General features: G+C 71.9%; 23 protein-coding genes and 1 tRNA gene. 13 read left to right on the plus strand and 11 right to left on the minus strand.

Translation table 11 applies throughout. From position 1 onward, the window contains the following. Nucleotides 1-70: 70 nt before the first annotated feature. A complete protein-coding gene (locus ACFWWR_RS38955; protein ID WP_384308422.1) occupies nucleotides 71-784 on the minus strand; it encodes a hypothetical protein in 714 nt (237 codons plus the stop codon). Between the two features lie 47 nt (nucleotides 785-831). On the opposite strand from ACFWWR_RS38955, the gene ACFWWR_RS38960 reads away from it, so the two are divergent. Further along, entirely contained in the window at nucleotides 832-1,020 is a 189-nt protein-coding gene (locus tag ACFWWR_RS38960) for a DUF5703 family protein (RefSeq protein ID WP_005485166.1), read from the plus strand. 101 nt (nucleotides 1,021-1,121) lie between these two features. Here ACFWWR_RS38960 and ACFWWR_RS38965 read toward each other — a convergent pair whose 3' ends face one another. The 3 genes from ACFWWR_RS38965 to ACFWWR_RS38975 all read right to left on the minus strand — a co-directional run bounded on the left by ACFWWR_RS38965 (nucleotide 1,122) and on the right by ACFWWR_RS38975 (nucleotide 3,861). Continuing rightward, a complete protein-coding gene (locus tag ACFWWR_RS38965) occupies nucleotides 1,122-1,916 on the minus strand; it encodes a chaplin family protein (RefSeq protein ID WP_383876576.1) in 795 nt (264 codons plus the stop codon). 227 nt (nucleotides 1,917-2,143) lie between these two features. Continuing rightward, the gene (gene chpH / locus ACFWWR_RS38970) at nucleotides 2,144-2,377 is read right to left on the minus strand and encodes a chaplin ChpH (protein ID WP_383876574.1); all 234 of its coding nucleotides are present in this window, start codon (nucleotides 2,375-2,377) and stop codon (nucleotides 2,144-2,146) included. Nucleotides 2,378-2,535: 158 nt separating this feature from the next. After that, nucleotides 2,536-3,861, minus strand: coding sequence for a M20/M25/M40 family metallo-hydrolase (locus tag ACFWWR_RS38975; protein ID WP_383876571.1), 1,326 nt, complete (start codon nucleotides 3,859-3,861; stop codon nucleotides 2,536-2,538). A gap of 211 nt (nucleotides 3,862-4,072) precedes the next feature. Here ACFWWR_RS38975 and ACFWWR_RS38980 point away from each other — a divergent pair. From ACFWWR_RS38980 to ACFWWR_RS38995, 4 genes are all read left to right on the plus strand, one after another. Further along, a tRNA-Leu gene (locus tag ACFWWR_RS38980) sits at nucleotides 4,073-4,157 on the plus strand. A gap of 275 nt (nucleotides 4,158-4,432) precedes the next feature. After that, nucleotides 4,433-8,305: a Pls/PosA family non-ribosomal peptide synthetase gene (locus ACFWWR_RS38985; protein ID WP_384308425.1), complete on the plus strand. Its 3,873-nt coding sequence runs from the start codon at nucleotides 4,433-4,435 to the stop codon at nucleotides 8,303-8,305. Between the two features lie 86 nt (nucleotides 8,306-8,391). Beyond that, nucleotides 8,392-9,735, plus strand: coding sequence for a M1 family metallopeptidase (locus ACFWWR_RS38990; RefSeq protein ID WP_383876566.1), 1,344 nt, complete (start codon nucleotides 8,392-8,394; stop codon nucleotides 9,733-9,735). 4 nt (nucleotides 9,736-9,739) lie between these two features. Beyond that, on the plus strand, nucleotides 9,740-10,129 hold the full coding sequence (locus ACFWWR_RS38995; protein ID WP_384308428.1) for a YchJ family protein: 390 nt from the start codon (nucleotides 9,740-9,742) through the stop codon (nucleotides 10,127-10,129). A 12-nt stretch (nucleotides 10,130-10,141) separates the two neighbouring features. On the opposite strand, the gene ACFWWR_RS39000 is transcribed toward ACFWWR_RS38995, so the two are convergent. Next, complete coding sequence (locus tag ACFWWR_RS39000) at nucleotides 10,142-10,843, minus strand: FadR/GntR family transcriptional regulator (protein ID WP_383876560.1); 702 nt, start codon at nucleotides 10,841-10,843, stop codon at nucleotides 10,142-10,144. Nucleotides 10,844-10,986: 143 nt separating this feature from the next. Here ACFWWR_RS39000 and ACFWWR_RS39005 point away from each other — a divergent pair, with 143 nt between their 5' ends. Genes ACFWWR_RS39005 through ACFWWR_RS39020 form a run of 4 tightly spaced genes read left to right on the plus strand, consistent with a single transcriptional unit; the run spans nucleotide 10,987 to nucleotide 14,771 of the window. Beyond that, nucleotides 10,987-11,520 carry a gluconokinase gene (locus tag ACFWWR_RS39005; RefSeq protein ID WP_383876558.1) on the plus strand — a complete coding sequence of 178 codons (534 nt, stop codon included), beginning with the start codon at nucleotides 10,987-10,989 and terminating at the stop codon, nucleotides 11,518-11,520. A 41-nt stretch (nucleotides 11,521-11,561) separates the two neighbouring features. Further along, a complete protein-coding gene (locus ACFWWR_RS39010; RefSeq protein WP_383876555.1) occupies nucleotides 11,562-12,959 on the plus strand; it encodes a GntP family permease in 1,398 nt (465 codons plus the stop codon). A gap of 10 nt (nucleotides 12,960-12,969) precedes the next feature. Continuing rightward, nucleotides 12,970-13,728, plus strand: coding sequence for an SDR family oxidoreductase (locus ACFWWR_RS39015; RefSeq protein WP_383876554.1), 759 nt, complete (start codon nucleotides 12,970-12,972; stop codon nucleotides 13,726-13,728). 17 nt (nucleotides 13,729-13,745) lie between these two features. Then, nucleotides 13,746-14,771, plus strand: coding sequence for an L-idonate 5-dehydrogenase (locus ACFWWR_RS39020; RefSeq protein WP_384308431.1), 1,026 nt, complete (start codon nucleotides 13,746-13,748; stop codon nucleotides 14,769-14,771). An 88-nt stretch (nucleotides 14,772-14,859) separates the two neighbouring features. On the opposite strand, the gene ACFWWR_RS39025 is transcribed toward ACFWWR_RS39020, so the two are convergent. From ACFWWR_RS39025 to ACFWWR_RS39040, 4 genes are all read right to left on the minus strand, one after another. Next, nucleotides 14,860-15,480 carry a cytochrome b/b6 domain-containing protein gene (locus ACFWWR_RS39025; protein WP_383876550.1) on the minus strand — a complete coding sequence of 207 codons (621 nt, stop codon included), beginning with the start codon at nucleotides 15,478-15,480 and terminating at the stop codon, nucleotides 14,860-14,862. Continuing rightward, nucleotides 15,464-16,222 carry a molybdopterin-dependent oxidoreductase gene (locus ACFWWR_RS39030; protein ID WP_383876548.1) on the minus strand — a complete coding sequence of 253 codons (759 nt, stop codon included), beginning with the start codon at nucleotides 16,220-16,222 and terminating at the stop codon, nucleotides 15,464-15,466. Before ACFWWR_RS39030 ends, ACFWWR_RS39025 begins: the two co-directional genes overlap by 17 nt. 93 nt (nucleotides 16,223-16,315) lie before the next feature. After that, nucleotides 16,316-17,869, minus strand: a complete 1,554-nt coding sequence (locus ACFWWR_RS39035) for an APC family permease (RefSeq protein ID WP_383876545.1) — start codon at nucleotides 17,867-17,869, stop codon at nucleotides 16,316-16,318. Nucleotides 17,870-17,901: 32 nt separating this feature from the next. Then, nucleotides 17,902-18,855, minus strand: coding sequence for a hypothetical protein (locus ACFWWR_RS39040; protein WP_383876544.1), 954 nt, complete (start codon nucleotides 18,853-18,855; stop codon nucleotides 17,902-17,904). 413 nt (nucleotides 18,856-19,268) lie between these two features. On the opposite strand from ACFWWR_RS39040, the gene ACFWWR_RS39045 reads away from it, so the two are divergent. Then, nucleotides 19,269-20,186 carry a DMT family transporter gene (locus ACFWWR_RS39045; protein WP_384308434.1) on the plus strand — a complete coding sequence of 306 codons (918 nt, stop codon included), beginning with the start codon at nucleotides 19,269-19,271 and terminating at the stop codon, nucleotides 20,184-20,186. Between the two features lie 30 nt (nucleotides 20,187-20,216). After that, complete coding sequence (locus ACFWWR_RS39050) at nucleotides 20,217-20,732, plus strand: NUDIX hydrolase (RefSeq protein WP_384308437.1); 516 nt, start codon at nucleotides 20,217-20,219, stop codon at nucleotides 20,730-20,732. 152 nt (nucleotides 20,733-20,884) lie between these two features. On the opposite strand, the gene ACFWWR_RS39055 is transcribed toward ACFWWR_RS39050, so the two are convergent. Continuing rightward, complete coding sequence (locus ACFWWR_RS39055; protein WP_384308439.1) at nucleotides 20,885-21,094, minus strand: hypothetical protein; 210 nt, start codon at nucleotides 21,092-21,094, stop codon at nucleotides 20,885-20,887. 68 nt (nucleotides 21,095-21,162) lie between these two features. On the opposite strand from ACFWWR_RS39055, the gene ACFWWR_RS39060 reads away from it, so the two are divergent. Then, nucleotides 21,163-21,555 carry a YidH family protein gene (locus ACFWWR_RS39060; RefSeq protein ID WP_383876533.1) on the plus strand — a complete coding sequence of 131 codons (393 nt, stop codon included), beginning with the start codon at nucleotides 21,163-21,165 and terminating at the stop codon, nucleotides 21,553-21,555. Beyond that, nucleotides 21,543-21,884 carry a DUF202 domain-containing protein gene (locus tag ACFWWR_RS39065; RefSeq protein ID WP_383876531.1) on the plus strand — a complete coding sequence of 114 codons (342 nt, stop codon included), beginning with the start codon at nucleotides 21,543-21,545 and terminating at the stop codon, nucleotides 21,882-21,884. The genes ACFWWR_RS39060 and ACFWWR_RS39065 overlap by 13 nt, the downstream gene beginning before the upstream one ends. Here ACFWWR_RS39065 and ACFWWR_RS39070 read toward each other — a convergent pair. Continuing rightward, the coding region (locus ACFWWR_RS39070) for a hypothetical protein (RefSeq protein WP_384308442.1) at nucleotides 21,852-22,054 on the minus strand (203 nt) is incomplete at its 5' end. The genes ACFWWR_RS39065 and ACFWWR_RS39070 overlap by 33 nt on opposite strands.

Consider the following 22,054-nt stretch of genomic DNA (forward strand, 5'->3'; position numbering starts at 1 on the left):
AGGTCCAGCAGGGCCTCCGCGGCCGCCGCCGTGGTCGCGGACGGTGTCGCGGCTCGGGTTCGCTCGGCGATCAGCGATCAGCGTCCAGCCGCTCCAGATCCTCGTCCTCGGTCGCTCCGTCGATTCCCGCGACGTCTTCGACGTCCCCGTCGTCATCGTCGTCGTCATCGTCGATGTCATCCGCGTCATCGTCGAAGACCGCGCTGACGTCGAAGCGGCACACCACCCGCTGCGGGTCGACCTGCTCGAACGGTGCCTCCAGCCACTCGCCGGGCAGGGCGGTCTCGTCCGCCGCCGTCACCCAGAGCGTGGAGTCGCCCTCCTCGAGGCCGAAATCCTTGTGCCGGGAGGCGATCTCGTCCGCCTCGAACTCGCCGAACAGGATGCCGAGCGCCCCGTGCACCGTGGCGGAGGCTTCCCCGCTCTCGTCGAAGTCCGCCGCCTCGACCCGCTGGGCCTGCGCCAGCAGCCGCTGGGGCTCCACCACGGTGTAGTCGCGGCGGATCAGCACGCTGAGGGCGTTCGGCTCCTCGGGGCCGATGTAGGGCGGCAGCGAGTCGTCCGCGCCGGGGATCTCGAAGGGTGTGACCTCGTCATAACGGTCGTAGAGCAGCTCGTCGTACGCCTCGGCGGCCGCGGCCAGCTCGTTGAACGCCTCGTAGACAGCCGGGTCGTCCTCACCCGACCGGCGTTCGACCGCGGCCAGGTGGCGGTCGAGCGCGGTCTTGACCGCCTCGGCGGCGGCGCGTACCTCGGCAGCGGTGGGCTGCGCAGCATCAGACATAGTGCAGACGCTATCCGTACCGGACCCCAGACCGCACAATAGATGCGATGCCGGAATACGAATTTGTCGACGTGTACGTACCGCGCGGGGTCTCCCGCAAAGACGCCACACGTCTGCTGACGGACCATGCCGAGTACGGACACTGGGAGTTGGACCGCCTGAGCCTGCTGCGCGACGGCAGCCGCAGGGTGCGGCTCCGCCGGCGGATCATCCGCCAGGTTCGCGCCACCTGGTGATCTGAGGCGACGGAAACGGAGCGGGCCCACCGAGACCGGGCCCGCTCCGTTGTACGCACCGCCGGGGAATTTCGTGATGCCTTGAATCCCCCTGCCCCGGTTTATGCCGAGGCGCGCGCCTTGCGGTAGAGCAGTGCGCCCGCCAGCAGAGCCCCCGCACCCGCGGGGAGCGCGAGGCCCATCGGCAGGTCACTGCCGGTGTGCGCGAGCTGTGCGGCGGCTCGCGGCTGGGTGACGGACTGCGCTCCGGGCTGGTTGGCGTGCGAGGAGCCGCCCGGCGTCTCGTCGCCCGAGCTGGGCGGCGTGTTCGGGGCACCCGGGTGACCGGGCTCCACCGGGTTGCCGGGGTTGCCCGGCTGCTCGCCACCGGGCGGCGTCTCCTGACCGTTCCCCGGAGGCACGGTCCCGCCGGAACCGCCTCCGTTCGCACAGTCGTTGGCCGTGGTGGAGTTGCCGATCCCGATGACGTCGACGCTGTTGCCGCAGACGTTCACCGGCGCGTCGATCGGCACCTCGACGTGGTTGCCGGAGCCGACACCCGGCGAACCGCCGGTGTGCCCGCCCGCCTCCGAGCCCCCGGAGCCGGCGTGACCACCGTGCCCGCCGGAGTCGCCGTACCCACCGGACGAGCCGCTGCCGCCACCGCTCTCGACGCCGGTGTTGACGCACTTGTTGCCCATCGCCGGGTTGAGCAGCCCGACGACGTTGACCGTGTTGCCGCAGACGTTCACCGGCGCGTGCACCGGCGCCTGCACCGAGTTGCCCGACAGCACGCCGGGCGAGTTCGCGCTCGATCCGCTCGCGCCCGAGTCCGCGTGCGCCGCACCACCGGCAGCGGCGATCACGCCGGTGGCGGCGGCCACGGTCATCAGGCCTTTGCGGGTGACCTGTCGCATTGCTGAATCCCTGCCTTCGACCTTGTCCCGAATTCCGAAGTTCGCATTTTTCGACGGTCGAGTTCGCGGTGATCAAGTTCTCGAAGTCCGCTTCCGGCATTCGAGTACCGCCGCGCGAGTTCTCGCCGTTCGAATAGATTCGTTCCGAAAAGGCCGGTCGGCCCCGGAGCGCATGGCGCGCGCTCCGGGGCCGACGGGCTCAGCCCCTCACGGGGCGAGGCACAACGTCACTTGTTGATGCAGGTGTTGCCGAAGGCGGGGTTCAGCAGCCCGATCACGGAGACCGTGTTGCCGCAAGCGTTCACGGGGACGTGAACGGGAACCTGGACGACGTTGCCGGAAAGGACACCCGGGGAGTGCACGGCCGCACCCTGGGCGCCCGAGTCGGCGACGGCCATGCCCGCGCCCGCGAGAACCAGACCACCAGTGGCAACGGCAGCGGCGACGATCTTCTTGATCATTATTCTCTCCTTGTTGGCAATGCGATCCCAATCAGCGGATCACGTCAGCATTAACGAGGAGGGAGTAATGGAGCTACGAGCTTATCGTCGCATTCACTCTTCCCGGTTGATTTCCGTACACTCGAGCGAATACTGAAGTTTCGTTTCAGTGAGGCAATTCAGGACGCATCGATGAACCGGTCGAGCACGCGCACGCCGAACTGCAGCCCGTCCACCGGCACCCGCTCGTCGACGCCGTGGAACATCCCGGCGAAGTCCAGCTCCGGCGGCAGCTTGAGCGGGGCGAAGCCGAAGCCCCGGATGCCGAGGTCGTCGAACGACTTGGCGTCGGTCCCGCCGGAGAGCATGTAGGGGATCGCCTTCGCGGCCGGGTCCTCGGCGACCAGCGCGGACTGCATCGCCGCCACCAGCGCCCCGTCGAAGGTGGTCTCGACGGCCTTGTCCGCGTGCACGTCCTCGCGCCGCACCTTCGGCCCGAGGATCCGGTCGAGGTCGGCGAGGAACTCCTCCTCGTGGCCCGGCAGGAACCGTCCGTCGACGTGCGCGGTGGCCTCCCCTGGAATGACGTTGACCTTGTAGCCGGCACCGAGCTGCGTGGGGTTGGCCGTGTTGCTGAGGGTCGCGCCGATCAGCTTGGCGATGCCGCCGAGCCGGGCGAGCGTCGACTCCATGTCCTCCGCGTCGAGCTCGACGCCGAGCGCGTCGCCGAGTTCGTCGAGGAAGGCCCGGGTCGTCTTGGTGACCCGCACCGGGAACTTGTGCCGCCCGATCCTCGCGACCGCCTCCGACAGTTCGGTGATGGCGTTGTCGCGGTGGATCATCGACCCGTGGCCCGCCGTGCCGGCCACGGTCAGCTTCATCCAGTGCATGCCCTTCTCGGCCGTCTGGATCAGGTAGAGCCGCCGCTCCTCGCTCACCGTGAACGAGAACCCGCCCACCTCGCTGATCGCCTCGGTGACACCCTCGAAGAGATCGGGGTGGTTCTTGACGAGGTGCTTGGCACCGTACGTGCCGCCCGCCTCCTCGTCCGCGAGGAAGGCGAGGACGATGTCCCGGGGCGGCTTGCGCCCGCTGCGCAGCCGGTCCCGTACGACCGCGAGGGTCATCGCGTCCATGTCCTTCATGTCGACGGCCCCGCGGCCCCACACGCACCCGTCCGCGACCTCGCCGGAGAAGGGGTGGTGGGTCCAGTCGGTCGCGTTGGCCGGTACGACGTCGGTGTGGCCGTGGATGAGCAGCGCGGGCCGGGACGGGTCCGCGCCCTCGATGCGGGCCACGGTGGACGCGCGGCCCGGGTGCGACTCGAAGATCTGCGGTTCGAGTCCCACCTCGGCGAGCTTCTCGGCGACGTACTCGGCCGCCTTGCGCTCCCCCGGGCCCGAGTTGTCCCCGTAGTTGCTGGTGTCGATCTGGATCAGCTCGCGGCAGAGGTCCACGACCTCGTCCTCGCCGGTGACGCTCCTGGCCGTGTCCGACTCGCTCACGCTGCTTCCTCCCACGCCTTCGCTGCTGGTGGTCCCCGTCATCCTCCCTCTCCCAGGGCTCCCACCCCAAGACCGGTCCCGGCTCGTCACACGTCGTTCACGCCCGGCCGGGGGTGCGTCGAGGGGTGACGGGGGTGCCCCAGGGGCACTCGAAAAGCCTGGTAATGTTTCCTCCGTCGCCGCGAGGGAAACCCCGCACGACAGACACCTTGTCCGGGTGGCGGAATGGCAGACGCGCTAGCTTGAGGTGCTAGTGCCCTTTATCGGGCGTGGGGGTTCAAGTCCCCCCTCGGACACACGATGAGCGAGGGTCGCGATCACTGGATCGCGGCCCTCGCTCGTTGTGTGGGCCATCTCTCCTCGGCCTGAAGATCACCAGGTCAGCGCCCTCGGCCCCGCCCGGGCGACCCCCGAAAGGCCGTTCCGGAGTGGCCGACGGAAGGGGCCGCGCCTACCTTCGTACTAAAATTTCCGGCTTGTTACGGAACGGAGCTGGATCCGGACAACCCCAGGCAGACCTGCGGACCCGCCAGCGCCCCGGAGATTTCCGGGAACGAGACGCGAGGGCCCGATGGCAGCCATACACGAGAGCAGCGCTCTCGGTCTGGACGACGAGATCCGCGAACGGTTCGGCGACACGGCACGTTTCTCCGGTGGGCCGGCGGCCTCGCCGCGCACACTCGTCGACGTCTTCGACGCGTCCGTACGGTCGTATCCGGACGAACTCGCCCTGGACGACGGGACGACGCGGCTCACCTACCGGCAGCTGGCAGCCGAGGTGGAGATCCTGCGGCGTGCGATGGCCGGCGCCGGGGTCGGACTCGGTGACCGGGTCGGGGTCCGGGTGCCGTCCGGCACCAATGAGCTGTACGTCGCGATTCTCGCCGTACTGGCCGCCGGGGCCGCCTATGTGCCCGTGGACGCCGAGGACCCGGACGAGCGGGCCGATTTGGTGTTCGGGGAGGCGGAGGTGCGGGCCGTCGTCGGGGCCGGGCACGAGCTCACCGTGTTCTCCGAGAGCGACGTTCCCGCCGCCCGGCCCGGCACCGAGCACGACGCCTGGATCATCTTCACCTCCGGGTCCACCGGGAAGCCCAAGGGTGTCGCCGTCAGCCATCGCAGTGCCGCCGCGTTCGTGGACGCCGAGGCGGCGTTGTTCCTCGCGGAGGATCCGATCGGGCCCGGGGACCGGGTCATGGCGGGGCTGTCGGTCGCGTTCGACGCGTCCTGCGAGGAGATGTGGCTGGCGTGGCGGTACGGGGCGTGCCTGGTGCCGGTGCCGCGTGCTCAGGTCAGGAGCGGTGCCGATCTCGGGCCCTGGCTGGTCGAGCAGGAGATCACCGTCGTGTCGACCGTGCCGACGCTGGCCTCGCTGTGGGAGCCCGAGAACCTGAACGACGTCCGGCTGCTGATCTTCGGCGGTGAGGCCTGCCCGCCGGAGCTGGTGCAGCGGCTGGTGACGGAGGGGCGCGAGGTCTGGAACACGTACGGGCCCACCGAGGCGACCGTCGTGGCCTGTGCGTCGCTGATGAGCGGCGAGGAGCCGATCCGGATCGGGCTGCCGCTGGACGGCTGGGAGCTGGCCGTCGTGGACGAGGCCGGCGAGCCGGTGCCGATGGGTGGCACGGGGCAGCTGGTGATCGGCGGGGTCGGGCTCGCGCGGTACCTCGACGCCGAGAAGGACGCGGAGAAGTACGCGCCACTGGAGTCGCTGGGGTGGGAGCGGGCGTACCGGAGCGGGGACCTCGTCACGGCGGAGCCCGAGGGGCTGGTCTTCCTCGGGCGGGCCGACGAGCAGATCAAGCTCGGCGGTCGGCGCATCGAGCTCGGTGAGGTGGACGCGGCCCTGCAGGCGCTGCCCGGGGTGGCGGGGGCCGCTGCCGCGGTACGCACCGCCCGCAGCGGCAACCAGCTCCTCGTCGGCTATGTCGTCACCCAGGACGGCTGGGACCACGCGGCGGCCGTGGAGAAGCTGCGCGCCGAGCTGCCCGCCGCGCTCGTCCCGCTGCTCGCCCCGGTGGCGGACCTGCAGACCCGGACCAGCGGCAAGGTCGACCGCAAGGCCCTGCCCTGGCCGCTGGAGGGGTTGACGACCGGTGGTCCGGCCGAGCAGCTGTACGGCACCGAGGCCTGGCTCGCCGAGCAGTGGAGCGAGGTGCTGGGCATCCCCGTGTCGAGTGCGCGGGACGACTTCTTCGCGATCGGCGGCAGCAGCCTCGCCGCCGCCCAGCTGACCACGCGGCTGCGTACCCGCTACCCGAGCGCCGCCGTCCTCGACATCTACCAGCAGCCCGTGCTGCGGAAGTTGGCGCGGCATCTGGAGAAGTCGGCGCAGGACGACGGTGCCGAGCGGACCGTCGCTCCGGTCCCGGTTCGCGCCCAGGTGGTCCAGCTCCTGGTGCTCCTCCCCCTGTTCACGCTGCTCGGGCTGCGCTGGAGCGTGGCGCTCGCCGCCCTCGGGAATCTGCTGCCCGCCTACTCCTGGCTGCCGAGCGCCCCTTGGTGGCTCGTCGGGGCCGGGGCGCTGCTCTTCTTCAGCCCGCCGGGGCGGCTGGCGCTCGCGGCGGGCGGGGCGCGGTTGCTGCTGAGGGGTGTGCAGCCGGGGCGGTACGCGCGCGGTGGCGGCGTGCATCTTCGGCTCTGGGCCGCCGAGCGGCTGGCCGAGTTCAGCGGGGCGACCTCGCTGACCGGGTCGTGGCTGGAGCGGTACGCGCGGGCGCTGGGCGCCAAGATCGGTCCCGACGTGGACCTGCACTCGCTGCCGCCGGTCACCGGCATGCTCAAGCTGGGGCGGGGCGCGGCCGTGGAGTCCGAGGTGGACCTGTCCGGCTGGTGGCTGGACGGCGACCGGCTGGAGATCGGCCCGGTCCGGGTCGGTGGGCACGCCGTCGTCGGCACGCGCAGCATGCTCTTCCCGGGCGCCCGGGTCGGCAAGCGAGCCGAGGTGGCGCCGGGCTCGGCCGTCACCGGTCAGATCCCGACCGGCCAGCGCTGGGCGGGCGCGCCCGCGGTCAAGCTCGGCAAGGCGAAGCGGAACTGGCCGAAGGAACGGCCGGTGCGGGGCACGTACTGGCGAGTGATGTACGGCGTGGCGGGCTTCGGGCTGACGATGCTGCCGGTACTGGCGGGCGCGGTGGCGCTCCTCGTGGGCCACGGCTTCGTCGCCCCCGGCGCCGGGCTCGGCGAGGCCCTCGAGGGCGCGGCCCTCGCCCTCGTCCCGGCGACGCTCGCCTTCGGGCTGGCGTACGCGCTGCTGCTCCTGATCGCCGTACGACTGCTCAGCCTGGGTCTGCGCGAGGGTACGCACCCCACCCACAGCCGGATCGGCTGGCAGGCCTGGACGGTCACGCAGCTGATGGACCGCTCGCGCGAGACGCTGTTCCCGCTGTACGCCGGGCTGGTGACGCCGGTGTGGCTGCGGCTGCTCGGGATGCGGATCGGGCGGGGTGCCGAGGTGTCGACCGTGCTCGCGCTGCCGAGCCTGACGACGGTCGGCGAGGGCGCGTTCCTGGCCGACGACACGCTGACCGCGCCGTACGAGCTCGGTGGCGGCTGGATGCGGATCGGGCGGGCGGAGATCGGGCGGCGGGCCTTCCTCGGGAACTCGGGGATGACCGCGCCGGGGCGGTCGGTGCCGGACGGCGGTCTGGTGGGTGTGCTGTCGGCGACGCCCAAGAAGGCGAAGAAGGGCAGCTCGTATCTGGGGCTGCCGCCGGTGAAGCTGCCGCGTGCGGCGGCCGCCGGTGACCAGAGCCGCACGTACGAGCCGCCGGCGCGGCTGCTGTGGGCGCGCGGGCTGGTGGAGCTGTGCCGGATCGTGCCGGTCTTCTGCTCGGCGGGGATCGCCGTGCTGACGGTCGCGGCGCTGAGCGCGCTGAGCACCCTGGGTGCGTGGGCGCCCCTGCTGTCGGGGCTCGTGCTGCTCGGGGCCGGGATCGCGGCGGGGCTGCTGTCCGTCGTGGCGAAGTGGACGCTCGTGGGGCGGCACCGCAGCGGGGAGCACCCGCTGTGGAGCGGGTTCGTGTGGCGCAACGAGCTGGCGGACACGTTCGTCGAGGTCGTGGCCGTGCCGTGGCTGGCCGGTTCGGTGCCGGGTACGCCCGTGATGACGGCGTGGCTGCGCGGGCTCGGGGCGCGGATCGGGCGGGGTGTGTGGGTGGAGAGCTACTGGCTGCCCGAGACGGACCTGGTGACGCTGGAGGACGCGGCGACGGTCAACCGGGGCTGCGTGCTCCAGACGCACCTCTTCCACGACCGGATCTTGCGGACGGATACTGTGGTCCTCCGTGAGGGCGCGACGCTGGGTCCTGGCGGAATCGTCCTGCCCGGCAGCACGGTCGGGGCCCGTACGACTCTGGGTCCGGCGTCGCTGGTGATGGCGTCGGAGTCCGTTCCCGACGACACCCGCTGGCTGGGCAATCCGATCGAGTCATGGCGTTCCTGAGGACGCTGCGCGGCTCGTTCGGGTCAGGGCCGAAGGACGGTACACCGGCACGACGTTCGAGCACAGCGCAGGGAGCAGACTCAGCAGTGACCGTTCAGCAGGCAGTGGGTCCGGACCCGTACTTTCCGGCCAACGGCGATCCCCGATACCGGGTGCACCGCTACGAGCTCGCGCTGGACTACCGCCCCGGCCCCAACCGGCTGTCCGGGACGGCCCGGATCAACGCCATAGCGGGACGGTCGCCGCTCGCGGAGTTCGTGTTGAATCTCGCCGACTTCAAGATCGGCCGAGTGCGGGTGGACGGCCGTCAGCCGCACTACACGCACCGGGGCGGGCGACTGCGTGTCCGCCCCGCGAAGCCGATCCGGGCCGGGGCCGCCTTCACGGTGGAGGTGCACTGGTCGGGCAACCCCAAGCCGGTCGCCAGCCCCTGGGGCGGGCTCGGCTGGGAGGAGCTGGAGGACGGGGCGCTGGTGGCGAGCCAGCCGGTCGGGGCGCCGTCCTGGTACCCGTGCAACGACCGGCCCGCCGACAAGGCGTCGTACCAGATCTCGGTCACCACGCCGTCCGCGTACGCGGTGGTGGCGGGCGGGCGTCTGCTGACCCGCACGACGAAGGCCTCGACGACCACCTGGGTGTACGAGCAGTCCGCGCCGACGTCCAGCTATCTGGTCGGGTTGTCGATCGGCAAGTACCAGACGGTGCTGCTGGGCGATCCGGGGCTGGTCGGCGTACCGCAGCACGGGCACATCCCGGCGCATCTCCTGCCGGAGTTCTCCCGGGACTTCGCGCGGCAGCCCCGGATGATGGACCTGTTCCAGGAGCTGTTCGGGCCGTACCCCTTCGACGAGTACGCGGTCGTGGTGACCGAGGAGGAACTCGATGTCCCCGTCGAGGCACAGGGGTTGTCGCTGTTCGGCGCCAACCACGTGGACGGGGCGCGGGGTTCGGAGCGGCTGGTCGCGCACGAGCTGGCCCACCAGTGGTTCGGCAACAGCGTGTCCATCGCCGACTGGCGGCACATCTGGCTGAACGAGGGGTTCGCCAAGTACGCCGAGTGGTTGTGGTCGGAGCGCTCGGGCGGCCGTACGGCCCATCAACTCGCGGCGACGGCCCACCGTTTGCTGTCCTCCCTCCCCCAGGACCTCCGGCTGGCGGACCCCGGCCGCAAGTCCATGTTCGACGACCGTCTCTACGAACGCGGCGGCCTCACCCTGCACGCGGTGCGGTGCGCGATGGGCGACCCCGACTTCTTCCGGATGCTGCGGGGTTGGGCCTCGCTGCACCGGGGCGGTTCGGTGAGCACGACGACGTTCACGGCGCACGTGGCCCGCTTCGCGGCCGAGCCGCTGGACGAGCTGTTCGAGGCGTGGGTGTACGGGGTGGCGCTGCCGCCGTTGCCCATGCCCGAGACACGGGCGGCCGTCTAGCACAATGGCCGCCATGACCACGCGTTCCTGCCCCTGCGGGCTGCCTCAGGCGTACGACCAGTGCTGCGGTCGCCGGCACTCCGGTGCCGCCGCTCCCACCGCAGAGGCGCTCATGCGGTCGCGCTACAGCGCCTTCGTGAAGCGGGACGAGGGGTATCTGCTGCGGACCTGGCATCCGCGGACGCGACCCGCGCGGGTCGAGTTCGATCCGGGGATGCGGTGGACGGGGCTGGAGATCCTCGGCACGAGCGACGGGTCGGCGTTCCACACCACCGGGACCGTGACCTTCCGCGCCTCGTTCCGGGGCGGGTCGCTGCATGAGCGGAGCCGGTTCGAGCGGGTCGACGGGGCCTGGGTCTACGTGGACGGGGAGTTCCTCGACGACGACCGGTGAGGGACCGGCGGGCTACGGCGCCAGTATGTCCAGTTCCTGCAGCGCGCCGACCGTGATCTCCCGGGTCAGGGCTTCCGCGCGGGTCGCGTCGCCCGCTCTGACCGCTTCGGCGACCTGGACGTGCAGGGTGACGGCGGCCGGGTCGGGGTCCTCGAACATGACCTCGTGGTGGGTGCGGCCGGCCAGGACCTCGGCGACGACGTCACCGAGGCGGGCGAACATCTCGTTGCCGGAGGCGTTGAGGATGACGCGGTGGAAGGCGATGTCGTGGATCAGGTAACCCTCGAGCTGGTGACCTCGTGAGTGGGCCACCATCCCCAGGGCGCACTCGGTGAGTTCGGCGCACTGGTCGGCCGTGGCGTACTTGGCCGCGAGGCCCGCGGCGATCGGTTCGATCGCGGAGCGCAGCACCGTGAGGGAGCGCAGCTGGCGGGGGCGGTCGGCGCCGGCCAGGCGCCAGCGGATGACCTGGGGGTCGTAGACGTTCCACTCTTTCGTGGGACGGACCGTCACGCCCACGCGGCGGCGGGACTCGACGAGGTGCATGGACTCCAGGACCCGCACCGCCTCGCGCATGACGGAACGTGAGACGTCGAAGCTCTGTGCCAGCTCGTCGGTGCGCAGGACACTGCCCGGCGGGTACTCGCCCGCGGTGATCGCGGGGCCGAGTGTCTCCAGTACACGGCCGTGCAACCCGCGGCCCGATGTGCTCATGCACTCAGCGTACGGGGCACGTCACAGGATCAAAAAGTCAGACTTATTTGTCACAGACTCTTGAATTCGTCGTACCTAATGGGTTTCAGTGTGGCCGACGTCAGATGTCGGCGTCGGATGTCGAGGAAGACAGCGAGGCAGTGATGCGTACCCCTCACGTCGTCGTGGTGATGGGCGTCGCCGGCACGGGCAAGACCACGATCGGTCCCCTGCTCGCGGCCCGGCTCGGCGTTCCGTACGCCGAGGGTGACGATTTCCACCCGCAGGCCAACATCGACAAGATGTCGGCCGGCACTCCGCTCGAGGACGCGGACAGGTGGCCGTGGCTCGACGCCATCGGCGACTGGGCGCACGGGCGGGCCGGGCTCGGCGGAGTGGTCAGCTGTTCGGCGCTGAAGCGGTCCTACCGCGACCGGCTCAGGGCCGCCGCTCCCGACGTCGTGTTCGTGCACCTCGCGGGCGACCGGGCCCTGATCGAGGACCGAATGACGCACCGTCAGGGTCACTTCATGCCGACCGCGCTCTTGGACTCCCAGTTCGCCACGCTCCAGCCGCTCCAGGCGGACGAGGCGGGAGTCGCCGTGGACGTCTCCGGCAGCCCGGAGGAGATCACCGAGCGAGCCGCCGAGGCGCTGGACGCGCTTCCGACGACGCCTCTCCCCGACGCACCCCGGTAACACCCCTCCCCCGTCCCCGTACCTGCAAGGGAACTCCCCCCGTGACCAGACTCAGTGTCGAGATGCTGGCAGCGGACGCACCCGAGCCGATCACCTCGGCCGGCCACGCTCAGCTGGGCTTCGCCGTACTGGCGGGCATCGCCGTCATCGTCCTGCTCATCACCAAGTTCAAGCTCCACGCCTTCCTGTCGCTGACCATCGGGTCACTGGCGCTCGGCGCGTTCGCCGGGGCGCCGCTCGACAAGACCATCACCAGCTTCACCACCGGACTCGGCTCCACGGTCGCCGGTGTGGGCGTGCTGATCGCGCTGGGCGCGATCCTCGGCAAGATGCTCGCCGACTCGGGCGGCGCCGACCAGATCGTCGACACGATCCTCGCGAAGGCGAACGGCCGCACGATGCCCTGGGCGATGGTGCTGATCGCCTCGGTGATCGGTCTGCCGCTGTTCTTCGAGGTCGGCGTGGTGCTGCTGATCCCGGTCGTGCTGATGGTCGCCAAGCGGGGCAACTACTCGCTGATGCGGATCGGCATCCCGGCGCTCGCCGGTCTGTCCGTGATGCACGGCCTGGTCCCGCCGCACCCCGGTCCGCTCGTCGCGATCGACGCGGTCCAGGCCAACCTCGGCGTCACGCTGGCGCTCGGCGTCCTGGTCGCCATACCGACCGTGATCATCGCCGGTCCGCTGTTCTCCCGGTACGCGGCCCGCTGGGTGGACGTCCCCGCCCCGGACCGCATGGTCCCGCAGCGCGCCTCCGAGGAGCTGGAGCGGACTCCCGGCTTCGGCGCCACCCTCGCCACGATCCTCCTGCCGGTCGTCCTGATGCTCTCCAAGGCCCTGGTCGACATCGTCATCGACGACCCGACGCACGCCGTGCAGCGCGCCTTCGACGTCATCGGCTCCCCGCTGATCGCCCTGCTCGCCGCCGTGCTGGTGGGCATCTTCACGCTGCTGCGACCCGCCGGGTTCGCCAAGGAGCGGGTCTCCCAGCTCGTCGAGAAGGGCCTCGCGCCCATCGCCGGCATCCTGCTGATCGTCGGCGCGGGCGGTGGCTTCAAGCAGACGCTGATCGACTGCGGCGTCGGCCAGATGATCCTGGACATCTCCAAGGACTGGTCGATCCCGGCCCTGCTGCTGGCCTGGCTGATCGCGGTGGCGATCCGGCTGGCGACCGGTTCGGCGACGGTGGCCACGATCTCGGCGGCCGGCCTCGTCGCCCCGCTCGCGGCCGACATGTCGACGACCCACACAGCCCTGCTCGTCCTGGCCATCGGCGCCGGCTCGCTGTTCTTCAGCCATGTCAACGACGCCGGGTTCTGGCTGGTGAAGGAGTACTTCGGTCTGACCGTCGGTCAGACGCTCAAGACCTGGTCGGTCATGGAGACGATCATCTCCGTGGTCGCGGGCGGCGTTGTCCTGCTCCTCTCGCTGATCATCTAGGAGTACGGCGATGAGTCACCCCCTGTTCGACATCAGCGGCCGGACCGCCCTGGTCACCGGCTCCAGCCGGGGCATCGGACTCGCCCTGGCCCGCGGGCTCGCGGAGGCGGGCTGCCGGGTCGTCCTCAACGGGCGGGACGGCGACCGGCTCGCCAAGGCCGCCGCGGAACTGCCCGGTGACGTCCACACGGCCCTGTTCGACGTCACCGACGGCTCGTCGGTGCGGGACGGCATGGCGGACGTCGAGGAACGGGTCGGTCCGCTCGACATCCTCGTCAACAACGCGGGCATGCAACTGCGCGCCCCGCTCCTGGAGTTCACCGACTCGGACTGGCACCGGATCCTGGACACCAACCTGACCAGCGCCTTCCTGGTCGGCAGGGAGGCCGCCCGCCGGATGACGGAACGCGGCCACGGCAAGATCATCAACATCTGCTCGCTGCAGAGCGAGGTGGCCCGGCCCGGCATCGCGCCCTACGCCGCCACCAAGGGCGCGCTGAAGATGCTCACCAAGGGCATGTGCGCGGACTGGGGGCCCTACGGCGTCCAGGTCAACGGGCTCGGCCCCGGCTACATCGAGACCGAGCTGACCAGGCCCCTCGTCGAGGACGAGGAGTTCAGCGCGTGGGTGCGGCGACGCACCCCGGCCGGGCGCTGGGGCCGTACGGAGGACCTGGTCGGCGGGGTGCTGTTCCTGGCCTCGCCCGCCGCGGACTTCGTCGGCGGGCAGGTGCTGTATGTCGACGGCGGCATGACGAGCGTGCTGTGACCGGCGGGGAGACTGTGATGCTGGGTTGTGTGATCCACGGTCAGGACGACCTGCGGGTCGACGAGCTGAAGGCGCCGGCGCCGGGTCCGGGGCAGGCGCTGGTCGCCGTCCGCTACGGCGGGATCTGCGGCTCCGACCTCCACTACTGGCGGCACGGCGGAGTCGGTGACTTCCGGCTGCGGGAGCCGATGCTGCTGGGCCACGAGGTGGTCGGGACGGTCCTGTCGTACGGCGACGGCGTGTCAGGTCCGGTCGCGGGTACAGCCGTTGCCGTGCACCCGGCCGGTCCCTGCGGGGTGTGTCCGGAGTGCGCGGACGGGCGGCGGAACGTCTGCCGGGACACCCGCTACCTCGGCAGCGCGGCCCGCTTCCCGCACGTCCAGGGCGGCTTCGCGGCCCAGGTGGTCGTCCCCGCCGAGCAGTTGCGGCCGCTGCCGGCCGGGCTGGGCCTGCGCCGCGCGGCGCTCGCCGAGCCGCTGTCGGTGGCGCTGCACGCGGTGCGGCGGGCCGGGGACGTGCGCGGCCGGCACGTCCTGGTCACCGGGGCCGGTCCCATCGGGTGCCTCGTGGTCGCGGCGGCGAAGGCCGCGGGCGCCGCGCACGTGACGGCGACGGACCTGCTTCCGGCGGCGCTGCGGTACGCCCGGGCCGCGGGCGCCGACACCGTCGTACGGGCCGACGCCCCGTCCGATCCCGGCTGGCCGCCGGAGGTCGACGTCGCCGTGGAGGCCTCCGGGGTGGCGGCCGGGCTGAACGCGTGCCTGGGGCGGGTGCGGCGCGGTGGGGTCGTCGTGCAGCTCGGGATGCTGCCGCCGGGGCCGAGTCCGTTCGCGGGGAACCTGGTGGTGAGCCGGGAGATCGAACTGCGGGGCGCGTTCCGCTTCGACGGCGAGTTCGACGAGGCGCTGGACCTGCTCGCCGCCGAGCCCGCGTTCGACGCCCTGGTCAGCTCGGTGGTGCCGGTGACGGAGGCCGAGACCGCGTTCGCGCTGGCCGCGGACCGGGGCCGGTCGTGCAAGGTGCTGCTGGACTTCGGCACCTGAGGGCACTGCCTGAGGACCCTCCGTGTGGACCCTGCGTGTGGACGTCGGCCCAGGGCGCCGACCGGTGAAGCCCGCTTCCGGTCGGCGCTCAGGGCCGCCACAACCGATGTTCGCGCTCCGCCCACTCCCGGCTCACCGAGCCGGTGCGCATCCCCCGCCGCGCCTCCGGGTCGCCCAGAGCCATCCCGATGTGCCCCGCCAGGACGATGCCGATGGTCAGGGCCAGCCAGTCGTGGACGAAGGTCGCGCTGGTGCGCCACATCAGCGGGGTGAGGTGGGTGAACCACATCAGCAGGCCGGTGCCGAGCATGACGAGGGTGGCTCCGGCGATCCAGGCCGCGTACACCTTCTGGCCCGCGTTGAACTTGCCCGCCGGGCGGACCGCCCGTCGTCGGTCGCGTCGAAGCGCGGCGCGCAGCCAGACCCTGTCGTGCGGGCCGAAACGGTTCAGGAAGCGCAGGTCCGCGCGGAACGCACGGGAGGCGAGACCGGCCAGGACCGGCACGGGCAGGGCGAGGCCCGCCCACTCGTGGACGCGGACGACCAGCTCGCGGCGGCCGACGAGTTCGGCGAGCTGGGGGACGTAGAGACAGGCCGCCGTCACCACGCACACGCCCATCAGGAGGGCCGTGGTGCGGTGCACCCACCGTTCGGCGCGGGTGAAGCGGCGGACCCTTGTGGTCACCGGGGTGTCAGCTCGTAGGGTCATCGTCCCGCCCGTTCGAACGGCCCACCCAGGCGTCGACGTCGTAGCCCCGGTCCTCCCAGTAGCCCGGCCGCACGTCCTCGGTGACGGTGATGCCGGAGAGCCACTTGGCGGACTTGTAGAAGTACATGGGAGCCACGTAGAGGCGGACCGGGCCGCCGTGGGAGTGGCCGAGGTCCTTGTCCTGCATGCGCAGGGCGACCAGGACGTCCGCGCGGCGGGCCTGGTCGAGCGTAAGGCTCTCGGTGTAGGTGCCGTCGAAGCAGGTGAAACGCACCGCCCCGGCCGAGGGGCGCACTCCCGCGGCGTCCAGGAGCCGGGACAGGCGTACCCCCTCGAAGGGGGTGTCGGGGACCCGCCAGCCGGTGACGCACTGGACGTCCTTGACCATGCGGGTCTGCGGCAGCGCGCGCAGGTCGGCCAGGGTGTAGGTCTGCGGCCGGTCGACGAGGCCGTCGACGGTGAGGCGGTAGTTCTCGGCGTTCTTGCGGGGCACCGAGGAGGTGACCGAGTAGTAGCGGAAGCCGCCGCCGTTGGGGAGCAGACCGGTCAGGCCGGTGGGGTCCTTGTCGGCGGCGGTGCCGAGGAAGGCCTCCAGGCCGCGTTGCAGTGTGGGCGCGGCGACGACGCCCAGCGCGCCCAGACCGAGGGTGCCGAGGAAGACCCGGCGGCCGACGGGGGTGCCCCGTGCCTCGGGCCGGCCCGTGCCCGCTTCGTCCGGTTCTTCGGGCTGTTCGGAGTTCACGGGTTCATTCGAGCACCCCCGACCCGGGGGCGGCCAGGGGTCGCGGGTGCTCGTCAGGGTTCCGTAATCACTTCTTACGTGGATCCCGGGTGGTCACGACGTCTTCCCGGCCGCTTTCTCCAGTTGGAACGCCTCGTTGCCGAGCCCGATGCGGGCGTGCGCCTCGGGTGCCCGGGAGCGCAGGAGGAGGCCCTGGGCCAGGCCCGTCACCAGGGCGAGGCCGATGATCCCGGGCAGGACCCAGCTCAGGGCCGAGCCGGGGCCGGCGCCGACCAGGACGTCGAAGTCCTTGACCGTGTAGCCCGCGATCACCAGGAGGGCGATTCCCGCGACGGCCGAAGTGGCCAGGCGCCAGGCCTGGGCGCCCGCGGCGCCGCGGCGGGCGAAGAACACGATGACCGAGAGGGAAGCCGCCGCCATCAGCACGATCACGCCGAGCGCGCCGATGTTGCCGCACCACGTGAACAGGTGCAGGACGGGTGCGGTGGGGTCACCGGACGGCTTGTCGTCGGCGACCGCGAAGGCGGCCACGACCAGCACGGAAACGGCCGTCTGGAGCAGGGAGCCGGTGCCGGGGGCGCCGCTCGTGCCGGTGGTGCGGCCGAAGGCGGCGGGCAGCAGACCCTCGCGGCCCATGGCGAAGGCGTACCGGGCGACGACGTTGTGGAAGCTGAGCAGGGCCGCGAACATGCCGGTCACGAACAGGATGTGCAGGACGTCCGTGAAGGTGCCGCCGAGCCGGGACTCGGTGAGGGAGAAGAGCAGTCCGGCACTCTGCTGCTGTGCCTGGCCGACGATCGCCGAGGGGCCGGTGGCGACGGTGAGGGCCCAGCTGCTGAGCGCGAAGAAGACGGCGACCCCGCCGACCGCCAGGAACATCACGCGCGGCACCAGGACGTGCGGGCGGCTGGTCTCCTCGGCGTACACGGGTGCCTGCTCGAAGCCGAGGAAGGCGGCGATGCAGAAGCACAGGGCGGTGCCGAGGCCGGCGCCGGTGAGCGTGTCCGGGTTGAAGGCGTGCAGCGACAGACCCTGGGGGCCCGGGTCCGTGACGGCCGCGATGTCGAAGATCACGACCAGGGCGACCTCGACGACCAGCAGGACGCCGAGCACGCGCGCGTTGACGTCGATCTTCAGCCGGCCCAGCGCGCCGACGACCAGTGCGGCCGCCAGCGCCGGAATCCACCAGGCGATCTCGAGGTCGGCGTAGGTGGCGAACAGACCGGAGACCTCGAAGCCGAAGATGCCATAGATGCCGACCTGGAGCGCGCTGTAGGCGACGAGGGCGACCAGGGCGGCGCTCGCGCCGGCGGTGCCGCCGAGGCCGCGGGAGATGTACGCGTAGAAGGCGCCCGCGTTGTGGACGTGCCGGCTCATCTCCGCGTAGCCGATGCCGAAGAGGGCCAGGACGACGCCGAGGGCGACGAAGAGGAGGGGCTGCCCGACGATGCCCATCACCGCGAATGTGGTGGGCATGACACCCGCGACGACCATGAGGGGGGCGGTCGCGGCGAGAACGGAGAGCAGCAGGCCACCGGTGCCGAGGCGGTCGGAGCGCAGGGCACGCTCCTGGCCCTTGAACGTGCTGATGCCGCCCGGGGCAGTTCTGCTGGTGCTCGAACTGTCCGTCGTCCTGTCCGTTGTCACGGGGAGACCGTCCTTTTCCGGTGAATGGGGCGTTACGCCGTGCCGAGCGCGGCGGCGCGCGCGGCACGGAAGGCGGGGTGGGGGTCGCGGTCCGGGTACGACCACGGCGCCGGGGTCACGTGCTCGCCGATGCGGTGGAAGAGGGCGGCGGCCTCGGCACCCCTGCCCTCGCAGACCTTGGCGTGGGCGAGGAAGTTGAGGTCGACCAGTCGGCGGGGGTGCCCCTCGTGCTCCCACTCCAGCCACCAGTCGAAGGCGGCCTTCATCACCTGCCGGGCCCGGCGTCCGCTCCAGTGCCCGGAGGCGGCCGGGTCGGAGGGCTCGTGCCCGTCGGCGGCCAGCACGCGGTAGCGCTCGGCGTGCGCGACGACCGGGAGGATCGCGAGCGGTGAGTCGGCGGGGGCCCGCTCGGCGGCCCAGTGGGCGAAGTCGTACACCCCGTGCAGGGGGTCCGGGCCGGTGCCGGAGCGGCTCTCGGCCAGGCGGGCGACCATCAGGTGGTGGGCGTGGTGGTGGTCGGCGTACCGGGCCCGGATCTCGCCGAAGAGCCGGACGACCTCCTCGCCGGTGCCGAGGCTCTTCTCCAGCATGAGCAGGCCCAGCCAGGGGGTCGGGTCGGCCGGCGCGTGCGCGGCGGCGGACCGGCAGGCCTCGCGGGCCCGGTCCGGTTTCTCCTTGCCCCGCAGGGCCCGCCGGACCTGGGCCAGGGCGAGCAGGACGGCCGCGTCGACGGAGTCGGGCTCGGCGAGCAGCCAGTCACCGGCCCACGCGGCGCTGTAGGGCTCCAGGGCGAGCACCGTCAACCGGTGCCCCCGCCGGTCCCAGTCGTCCCCCGTCCACGCGAGCAGCGCACGAGCGGCCTGCCACCGCCCCTGTCTGAGAGCGGCACGCGCGGCGACGAGTTCGGCGTCGTCGAGGGCGGCGTCGAGCGCCTGGGCGGCGGCGCGGTGACGACTGCGCCCGAGGGGTGGCGGGGGTGGGGACACCGCGGGGACTTCCTCACGCGGCGCGGCTCGCTGTCGGTGTGCGGCCGACTTGGCGGCCGGCCTTCTGGTCTGGACGTTTCGGCTTGCCATCAGCTGATCACGCACAGCCAATCCCCAGCCAACGCTTTTCGTCAAGGGGCCTACGGGTGTTACACGCGTCAACTTGCCTGGCCTGAAAGGGACTTGTGAGGCAGGCCGGACAGGCCGAGCACGAATTGCCGGAAATGTCTGTGTCCCACGCCATGGCGCGGAGGCGCGAGAGCACGCACCATGGCTGGACGGTCGCGCACCCTCCCCGGCCGGGTGGGGGCGGCGGGATCGAGTCAACCGCCCGGTTCCCGGACACTCCCCCAGGCAATGGCGGGCCCCGGGACGCTACAGTCGGCGCCCACTCACCCCCGTGGCGCCGCCGGATGATCGAGGTACGCAGCGTGTCGGTCCTGGTTCTTGTTCTCGCCGTGAGCGCGGCCTGCTGTCTGGGCTTCGGGTTCGTGCTCCAGCAGAACGCCGCCCGGCAGGCCCCGCTGAGCGACTTCCTGTCGCCCCGGCTGCTGCTCGACCTGATGAAGGTGCCGCGCTGGCTCGGCGGCATCGGTCTGATGGTGGCGGGCATGGTCCTCGGGGCGATCGCGCTGAGCCAGGGCGAGATCTCCCTGGTGGAGCCGCTCCTCGCGACGAACCTGGTGTTCGCCCTCGCCCTGTCCCGCAAGCAGAGCAAGCAGCCGCTGGGCCGCCAGGGCTGGGCGGGCCTCCTGCTGCTCGCGGGCGGGGTGACCGCGTTCATCGTGGCGGGCGAGCCGCGCGGCGGCACCGCGGTCCCCGACCCCCTGCGCCACTGGCTGATCATCGGCGTGATGATCGGCCTCGCCCTGCTGCTCACCACCTACGCCAAGCGCTCCCGGCTGAGCTCCGGCCCGGTCCTGCTCGCGCTGGCCGCCGGTCTGCTGTACGGCGTCCAGGACGCGCTGACCCGGGTGAGCGGCCAGCGCTTCTCCGAGGGCGGCCTCGTGGAGCTGCTGACCGGCTGGCAGCCGTACGCCGTGCTGGCGCTCGGCGTCACCGGTCTCATCCTGGTGCAGAGCGCCTTCGAGACCGCTCCCCTGCGGAGGTCTCTGCCCGCCCTGACCGCGGCCCAGCCGCTGGCCGGGATCATCTGCGGCGTCGGCTTCCTCGGCGACCGGCTGCGGACCGACACGGGCGCGCTGGCCTGGGAGGCGGCGGGTCTCGCGGCGATCGTCGGCGGCATCGTGCTCCTCGGCATGCACCCGGCGATGCCGTGCACGCAGACCGAGCGGGCGCGGGACCTTCAGCCGACTGAGGCTCGGGCCTGACTCGGCCCCGGCCCCTGCTTGGATGGGGCCATGAGCGCTGCTGACGAGATCCTCGACATCGTCGACGAGAACGACAAGGTCATCGGACAGTCCCCGCGCGGCGAGGTGTACGCCAGGGGTCTGCGCCACCGCTGCGTGTTCATCCAGGCCCGGGACGCCGAGGGCCGGATCTTCGTACACCGCCGCACGTCCACCAAGCTGGTCTTCCCGTCCCTGTACGACATGTTCGTCGGCGGAGTGGTCGGCGCGGGCGAGTCCTACGACGACGCGGCCCTGCGCGAGGCCGAGGAGGAACTGGGCGTGAGCGGGCTCCCGCGCCCCGAGTACCTCTTCAAGTTCCTCTACGACGACGGCGCCGGCCAGACGTGGTGGTCCTCGGTGTACGAGGTCCGCTGCGACCTTCCGGTCCGTCCGCAGGCCGAAGAGGTGGCCTGGCACGACTTCCTGCCGGAGGACGAGGTGCCGCGCCGGCTGACGGAGTGGGAGTGGGTGCCGGACGGGCTGGCCGCGTACGAGCGGCTGCGGGCCTACCGGTCGACGGGCTGAGCCGGCGGCCTCTCCGAGGAGGGCCCGGCGTACCGGGCGGGGGTGTGCATCCCCCCGCTCAGCGGGGGCTGCTGCCGGGACGGGCCGGCAGAGGCTCTCCCAGAAGGGGTGGTCGAGGAACCGCTCGACCGCCTCGGGAGCATCCTCTGCCGTCAGCCCTCCAACGCCTCGCCGCCCGCCGCGTGCATGTCCGCCAGGTCCGCCAGGTCCGCCAGGTCCGCATCGAACGCCTCGGGGTCGTTCGCGAACCCGTCCCGGACCGGGCCGAAGTACGCCGGTCGGAACCCGGGCAGGTCGAGCAGGTGCCCGGCGGGGGCGATGCCCCACCCGGCTGCGCGCACCCGGCCGGTGACGTGGGACATTCATGCCCCGGACGCCGGCGGGCGGCACCGACAGCACCCCGTGACAGTGCCCCGGTAGGGTCCTTCACGTGATCGGTTTCGCACGCAACGTCCGGCTGTGGTTCGCCCCCCAGGAGATCCGGCAGGAAGGCGGCACCCCCGACTACCGTTTCTCGCTGGCGAACGAACGCACCTTCCTGGCCTGGCTGCGCACCGCGCTCGCGCTGATCGGCGGCGGCTTCGCCGTGGACCAGTTCCTGCCGGACCTGCGCTGGGGCTGGCGGGTCGGGCTCGCGCTCGCGCTGCTCGTGGCGGGCGTGCTGTGCTCGCTGCGGGCGGTCAACCACTGGGTGCGCTGCGAGCGGGCCATGCGACGGGGCGAGGACCTGCCGGTGTCCCGGTTCCCGGCGCTGCTGAGCCTCGCGGTCGCGGTGGTGGCCGTCGCGATGGTCGTCGTGGTGCTCGTCGGGTGGGAGGGGTGAGCGCGGCGCCGGTCCGGACGGCCTCGGACCGGGACCCCGGGCTTCAGCCCGAGCGGACCCGGCTGGCCTGGCGGCGTACGACCCTGTCCAGCACCGCCGCCGCCCTGCTCGCCCTGAAGACCACGCTGCACGGCGGGGCCTCGGCGTCCGGAATCGTCCTCGGCGCCCTGTCCTGCGGCCTCTGGCTGGCCTTCCTGCTGGTCGCGCACCGCCGCATCCGCGTCCTGTCCGCCACGAGCAGCCCGACGGCACTCTCCCCCCGGCACGCGACGGCGGGGGCACTGCTGACGGTGGGGCTAGCGGTGTGCGCGGCGGCACTGGTCCTCTAGGGCGCTGCCGTCCAGGCCCTGCGGTCCGGGCCCCGCCGTCCAGGCCCTGCGGTCAAGCTCCTCCCCTGCCTGCCGCGCAGCTTGCGGGATGCTGCCGGGAGCGCCCACGACCAGCCCGACGGCACTCACCCCCTGGCACGCGACGGCGGAGGCACCGCAGACGGTGCGGC

It is taken from the genome of Streptomyces sp. NPDC058678 (assembly GCF_042714835.1).
GTDB lineage: Bacteria > Actinomycetota > Actinomycetes > Streptomycetales > Streptomycetaceae > Streptomyces.